This window comes from Nonomuraea ceibae, assembly GCF_019396325.1.
GTDB lineage: Bacteria > Actinomycetota > Actinomycetes > Streptosporangiales > Streptosporangiaceae > Nonomuraea > Nonomuraea ceibae.
Map to the genome: position 1 here is coordinate 40,156 of NZ_JAHKRO010000075.1, position 6,525 is coordinate 46,680.

The 6,525-nt window shown below is 72.4% G+C and carries 6 protein-coding genes; all 6 read right to left on the reverse strand.

Going from position 1 to position 6,525, the window contains the following annotated elements; all coding sequences use genetic code 11:
• Positions 1-51 precede the first annotated feature (51 nt).
• Entirely contained in the window at positions 52-1,632 is a 1,581-nt protein-coding gene (locus KME80_RS34005; protein WP_219510682.1) for an amylo-alpha-1,6-glucosidase, read from the reverse strand.
• Positions 1,632-2,453 carry a carbohydrate ABC transporter permease gene (locus KME80_RS34010; RefSeq protein WP_219510684.1) on the reverse strand — a complete coding sequence of 274 codons (822 nt, stop codon included), beginning with the start codon at positions 2,451-2,453 and terminating at the stop codon, positions 1,632-1,634. Before KME80_RS34010 ends, KME80_RS34005 begins: the two co-directional genes overlap by 1 nt.
• Before the next feature lie 10 nt (positions 2,454-2,463).
• Complete coding sequence (locus KME80_RS34015; protein WP_219510686.1) at positions 2,464-3,411, reverse strand: carbohydrate ABC transporter permease; 948 nt, start codon at positions 3,409-3,411, stop codon at positions 2,464-2,466.
• 2 nt (positions 3,412-3,413) lie between these two features.
• Positions 3,414-4,694 (reverse strand): ABC transporter substrate-binding protein, encoded by a 1,281-nt coding sequence (locus KME80_RS34020; protein ID WP_219510688.1) that lies wholly within the window; start codon positions 4,692-4,694, stop codon positions 3,414-3,416.
• Between the two features lie 44 nt (positions 4,695-4,738).
• The gene (locus KME80_RS34025) at positions 4,739-5,494 is read right to left on the reverse strand and encodes an SDR family NAD(P)-dependent oxidoreductase (protein ID WP_219510690.1); all 756 of its coding nucleotides are present in this window, start codon (positions 5,492-5,494) and stop codon (positions 4,739-4,741) included.
• A partial coding sequence (locus KME80_RS52180) for an ATP-NAD kinase family protein (protein ID WP_219510691.1) occupies positions 5,491-6,525 on the reverse strand: 1,035 nt, incomplete at its 5' end. The genes KME80_RS34025 and KME80_RS52180, both read right to left, overlap by 4 nt.

The following is a 6,525-nucleotide window of genomic DNA, read 5'->3' on the forward strand; positions in this document are numbered from 1 at the left end:
TCCCAGGTCCTCACCCGTCCGGTACCCCGGTGGACGGGCGGAAACCTCAGGTCAGCCGGTGTGCGCGAGATCCAGGAACAGGGCGGCCGACCAGCCGAAGCCGCTGGTCGCCCGGCCCGCGCGGCGGCCGGTGCGCGGGTTCCAGTACTCGTACAGCCCGCCGCCGTCGCGGACCATCGCCAGCGTCCGCTCCCGCAGCTCGGCGGCCGTGTCCGGGTAGCAGGAGCGGCGCAGCCCCTCGACGAGCAGGTAGTTGACGTTCAGCCACACCGGGCCGCGCCACATCGCGTCCGGGTCGAACTGCGGGTCGTCGAACGCCACGGTCGGCACCGGCCGCTCGCCCCAGAACGACGGCGACGTCAGGTCCGCCACCAGCCGGTCCGCGACCTGCCGGGGGAGCCTGCCGGTGAGCAGCGGCATGAACTCCAGCGGCGTGCGCACGTCCACCTCGCCCCCGCCCACCCGGGTGACGAAGCGGCGGCCGTTCCACCGGCGCGCGACCATGCGGTCCACCAGCGCCTGCGCCCTCTCCCGCCACGGGCCCGGGTCACGGCCGAGCACGGCGGCGATGTCGCCGAGCCGGTCGTACTGGAGCGCCAGGTAGGAGTTCAGGTCCGGCGGCTCGGCGCGCGGGCCGTGGTCCCAGATCGGGCTGTCGTCGAGGCCGGAGGAGTACGGGTGCAGGTACTCGGCCAGGCCGTCGCCGTCGGGGTCCGAACGGGTGAACCACCACTCCTGGGAGCGGGCGAGCGGCTCGAACACCTCTGCCAGGAAGGCGGGGTCGGGGTCGGCCTCGTGGATCTTCCACACGGCCCAGGCGGTGAGCGGCGGCTTGGTGACCGGGACGACCGTGGGGTCCGGCGGGCCGCCGACGTGCTGGGCGAGCCTGGCCAGGTCGGAGCGGGGCAGGTCGGTGGTCTCGGCCAGCACGCCGTGGTCGTGCACCACGTCGGGGATCAGGCCGTCGGGGCGCTGGTTGTCGAGCAGGATGCGGATCTGCTCCCTGGCCAGGGCGGGGTCGGCGTGGCGGAGGGCGATGGCGTGGAAGTACGCATCCCAGTTCCATAAGCCGACATATCCGTACTTGGAGGGGATGAGGGATTCCCGGCCCCGGATCGGCACCAGGTTCACCGCCAGCGTCCACCACGCCTGCTCGGCCCGTTCCCTCAGGCCGGGCGGCACGGCGGGCATCCGGTCGAACCACGCCCGCCACCGCGCCCCGGCCGCCGCCACCACCGCCCCGCCATCCAACCCCGGCCCTCCGGGCGAGGAACCGCCCGGGGTGGGGCCTCCGGTGGAAGGGCCGTCCGGGGTGGTGAGGGGGAGGACTCCGTCGATGGGGGCCTCGCCGCCGTCCCACACGGCGCGGGCGTCGCGGCCGGTGAGGACGAGCGTGTCCGGCCCGGCGAACGCCATCGTCACCCCGCCCGCGAACTCCACCCGGTCCGGCAGCGCACGCCGTACCGGAAGCTCCCGATCGCCCGACAGGACCCGCAGCCCCGTCAGGACGGTCGCGTCGGCGAGCCGCGTCTCGTACAGCGCCCTGGCGATCCACAGGGAGCCGTCGTCGGCCGCCATCACGAGCAGCCGGGAGCCCCGGTCGGTGAACGGGCGCTCGCGCAGATCCAGCATCAGCGGCCTCCCAGCCCGGACGCGGCCATCGAATTGATGATCCTGCGCTGCCCGAACAGGAAGGCGATCAGCGTGGGCACCACCGCGATCGCGGAGGCGGCCAGGATCAGCCCGTAGTCCACGGCCATGCGCTGGCCGGAGAACTGGCTCAGCAGCAGCGGCACCGTGGCCAGCTCGGGGGAGTTCAGGAAGATCAGGGGGAAGAAGAACGAGTTCCAGGATGCCAGGAAGGCGATGATGCCGAGGGCGCCCAGGCCGGGCCGGATGTTCGGCAGCACCACGTTCCAGAAGCACCGCCAGCGCCCGGCGCCGTCGATCCTGGCGGCCTCCTCCAGCTCCACCGGGACGGCCCGGATGAACTGGCGCAGCAGGAAGACCGCGAACGGGTTCGCGACGGTGGGCACGATGAGCGACAGGTGGGAGTCGATCCACCCCAGCTCGGCCAGCATCAGGTAGAGGGGCACGACCGTCACCTGCGAGGGCACCATCTGGGTGGCCAGGAACACCACGAACAGCACCTCGGACCCGCGGAAGCGGATCCGGGCGAAGGCGTAGGCGGCCATGGCGGAGGTGAGCAGCGTCAGCGTGACGTTGATCGCGGCGATGTAGAAGCTGTTCCAGTACGCGAGGCCGAACGGCATGGCGCCGAGCGCGTCGGGATAGTTGGCCCAGCGCCACGGGTCGGGCAGCCAGGCCAGCGGGTCGTTCAGCATCTGGCGGACGCCCTTGAACGACGTCAGCAGCATCCAGACGAACGGGAACAGCATCACCAGGCCGCCGACGGCGAGCGCGGCGTGCAGGGCTATCTGCCGGGGTCGCATGCGGGCCCCCTCACGAGTCGTAGTGGACGAGGCGCTTCTGCGCCGCGAACTGGACGAGGGTCACGAGCAGCGTCAGCACCAGCAGGATCAGCGCGGCGGCACTGCTCAGCCCGAACTGGAAGTCGCGGAAGCCCAGCTCGTACACCTGGTAGACGATGGTCCGCGCGCCGTCGTTGTCCTGGGGGTTGACCAGCACGTAGATCTGGTCGAACGCCTGGAACGAGCTGATGACGGCGACCACGGTGGAGAAGAAGATCGTCGGCGAGAGCAGCGGCAGCGTGACGGAGCGGAAGATCCGCACGGGGCCGGCGCCGTCCATGCGGGCGGCCTCGACGATCTGCGGCGGGATGGTCTGCAGCCCGGCCAGGAAGATCACCACGTTGAGGCCGAGCGACGACCAGATCGTCACCGCCGCGATGGCGACGATCACCCAGTCCGGGTCGCCCAGCCAGTCGGGGGCGGTGATGCCGAACCACTGCTCCAGGCTCGTGTTGAGCACGCCGAACTCGTCGCCCGCGAGGATGATCTGCCACATCAGCGCGACGGCGACCGAGCTGGTGACCACCGGCAGGAAGTACAGCACCCGGTAGAAGCCGCTGCCCCGGACGTTGTTGAGCGCGACGGCGATCAGCAGCGCCAGGCCGAGCCCGGCGGGCACGGTGAGCACCGCGAGCTTGACGGTGTTCCACACCGCGCGCCCGAACTGCGGGTCGGTGAGCACGGCGGCGAAGTTGGCCAGCCCCGCCCACTCCTTCTGACCGAGCCCGTCCCAGTGCATGAACGCCAGGACCACGGCGAAGCACAGCGGCCCGACCAGGAACACGACCAGCGCGCTGACCTGCGGCGCCAGGAAGAACGCGGCCCACCAGCCGTCACGGTGGCGCACCCGGCCGGCGCGAGCCCCAGGACGGGCGCTCCCGGTGCGGGGCCCGGTCCGGGCCCCGGTGTCGAGCGCCACGGCTAGCCCAGCTTGCTCTCGACGAGCGAGCCCAGCTCGGTCATGCCCTGGTCGAAGGGCACCTTGCCGGTCCACACCTTCATCAGGTGCTCGTTGATCGCGGCGGTGAGACCGGGCACGGCCACCTCCTCGGGGTAGTTCGCGAACCCGGTGTCACGCACGTCGAGGAACGTCTGCGCGTGCGCCGGGTAGCCGTCGGCCAGCACGATCTGCTCGGCGCCCTTGATCGACGGCACCGCGCCGCCGCTCTTGAGCCGGATGAGCTGGCCCTCCTTGCTGACGAACTCCGTCAGGAACATGAACGCCTCCTCCGGCAGCTTCGTCTCCTTGTTGATCGACAGGTAGGAGGCGGCGACGGCGCCCGGCATCGGCTTTCCGTCGGGCGAGGGGAACGGCACGATGTCGTAGTCGGCCAGCTCGCCGCCCTTCTTCAGCGAGTCGATCATCCACCGGCCGCCGGCGTAGAAGCCCACCTTGTGCTTGAGGAACTGCGTGCTCGCGCCGTTGCTGGCGGGCAGCAGGTCGGCGCTGAGGAACGTCTTGTCCTGGTAGCCCTTGGCCAGCGTGCGCAGCGCCTCCACGGACTTGGCGTCGGTGGCGGCGACGAACTTGCCGCCGTCCCACACCTTCCCGCCGAAGCCGTTGATCATCGAGTACGTGGAGCCGTACCAGTTCCAGAAGATGGACCCGGCCTTCCCCGCGGCCTTGAGCTTGGCGTTCATGGCCAGGTACGTGTCCATCGTCCACTGGCCGGCCTCGTGCAGGGCGGCGGGGTCCTCGGCGATGCCGGCGTCCTTGAGCGCCTTCTTGTCGTACCAGAGCACCTCGGGGTTGGTGTCGTTGGGGACGCCGTAGATCTGGCCGTCCTTCTTCGCGCCGCCGTACACGCCTTCGAAGAAGTCGTCCGGGCGGCTCTTGGAGGAGGGCCCGGCGAGCTTGTCGTTGAGCGGGGAGAGCACGCCCGCGGCGACGAACTTGCCGACGTTGTCGTCGCCGACGAAGAACACGTCGGGCGCGGTCTTGCTGGTGAGCTGGGTGAGCAGCTTGGGGTGGTAGTCCTCGTACTTGGCGACCGACTCCAGCTTGAGCCGGATGTTCGGGTGGCGCTTCTGGAAGTCCTGGGTGAACGCCTCGTACAGCTTCAGGTCCTCGGCCGATCCCCAGGTGGACCAGCGGACGGTGACAGGGCCGTCGCCGGTGCCGGGGACGTTCCCGCCGCCGCTGCCGCTGCACGCGGTGGTCGCGAGGGCGAGCACGCCCAGGATTGCGAGGGCACGCCTCATGGTGGACTCCTTCGGGGGGTTGTGCGTGGGGGGTGTGGGGGAGGTCAGGCGAGCCCGCCGCCGTCGACGACGAGGGCGGACCCGGTGACGTAGCTGGCGGCGTCGCTCGCCAGGAAGAGCACGGCCTGGGCGATCTCGTCGGGGCTGCCGGCGCGGCCCATCGGCCGGTCGGCGGCGTCGGCGTGGAAGGCCGTCCAGTCCTCGCCGAGCTGGCGCGCCTCGTCGCGCAGCATCGGCGTGTCGGTGTCGCCCGGGTTGACGGAGTTGACGCGGATGCCGGCCGCGGCGTGGTCGATGGCCAGGGCGCGGGTCATGTTGACCACGGCGGCCTTGGAGGCGCAGTAGGAGATGGCGTTGCCGCCGCCCTTGAGCCCCCACCCGGAGCCGGTGTTCACGATGGAGCCGCCGCCGGTCATCGCCGGGACGGCGTGCTTGCACATGAGGAAGACGGACCGGACGTTGACCGCCATGACCCGGTCCCACTCCTCCACGTCGAGGTCGAGCGCCGTGGTGCGGCGGATGATCCCGGCGTTGTTGAACAGCACGTGCAGGGCACCGAACGTGTCGACGGCCGTGCGGACGACCTCGCGGCAGTCGTCCGAGGCCGACACGTCGGCGCGCACCGCCACGGCGGCGCCGCCCGCCTCCTCGATCGCCGCCGCCGTCGCCTGCGCGCCGGGGCCGTCGATGTCGGCCACCACCACGCGGGCGCCCTCGCGGGCGAACAGCAGGGCCGTGGCGCGGCCGATGCCGGACGCGCCGCCCGTGACGATCGCGACCTTGCCGTCGAGCGTGTTCATCCGTCGTACTCCTCACTTGCCGCGCTGAGGCGGTAGATCGTGCTCTCGCGGTGCCCGGTGATCACCCGGACGTGCCCGCTCAGTGTTCTGTCGAGGTCCTCGTCGCCGCTGTCGGCGAGCAGGGGGCGGCCGTTCAGCGCGGCGAGCTTGGGCTGAGTGGCCAGGACGAGCAGCGTGGCCCCGGAGGCCCTGAGCACCCGGGGCGAGATCTGCTGGTTGCCCCGGCCCAGGACGAATCCCTGCCCGCCGATCACCGACAGCACCACCACCGTCTTCCCCCGGCTGACCAGGCCGAACAGCTCGGCCTCCGGCACGTCGGCGGCGATCAGCCGGCCGTCGCCGACCACGTCCACGCCGAGCAGCGTCGTGGCCAGCCCCAGCTCGTCGCCGACCGCCCGGGTGGTGGCGCCGGGGCCGAGGACGTACCGGACGCCGGGTCGCATCCGGGACACGACCTCGCGGGCGATCGCGCCGACCGTGGCCGGGGGAGTGCCGGAGGAGCCGGTCTTGCGGCCGGAGAAGGCGGTGCGGGCCCGCGGGACGCGGACGGTCCCGTACAGGCGGTGGCCGACCAGGCCGCGCCGGTAGCCGTCCTCGTCCAGGTCGACGACCTCGGCCTCGGCGGTGGGGCCGGGCCGGAACCCGGCCGCCACCAGGCCCGCCGTGGCGGGGCTGACGGCGAAGCATCCCGAGTAGACCTTGACCCCGGCGGGCACGCCGAGCACGGGCGGCGCCTGGTCGCCCAGCTCGCGCAGCGCGTCCAGCACGTCCCTGGCGGTGCCGTCGCCGCCCGCGAACAGCAGCAGGTCCACCCCGGCCAGCGCCGCCACGGCCCGCCGCGTGTCCTCCGCCGTGGTCACGGCCAGGGCGTCCGCGCCGCCGGGCCGGACGAGGGCGCAGGCGCCGCCGGCGGCGCGGACGGCGTGCTCGCCCATCGGGCCCGGCACGGTGACCAGGCGGGCCCCCGGGCGGCGGGCCAGCAGGGCGCGCACGGCCCGCGCCGCCCGCTCGGCCGCCCTGGGCACCGCGCC

What these genes read in the sequence shown, in the direction of transcription:
- KME80_RS34005 (WP_219510682.1), bottom strand. Translation starts at nt 1,632, where the DNA reads ATGCTGGATCTGCGCGAGCGCCCGTTCACCGACCGGGGCTCCCGGCTG.
- KME80_RS34010 (WP_219510684.1), bottom strand. Translation starts at nt 2,453, where the DNA reads ATGCGACCCCGGCAGATAGCCCTGCACGCCGCGCTCGCCGTCGGCGGC.
- KME80_RS34020 (WP_219510688.1), bottom strand. Translation starts at nt 4,694, where the DNA reads ATGAGGCGTGCCCTCGCAATCCTGGGCGTGCTCGCCCTCGCGACCACC.
- KME80_RS34025 (WP_219510690.1), bottom strand. Translation starts at nt 5,494, where the DNA reads ATGAACACGCTCGACGGCAAGGTCGCGATCGTCACGGGCGGCGCGTCC.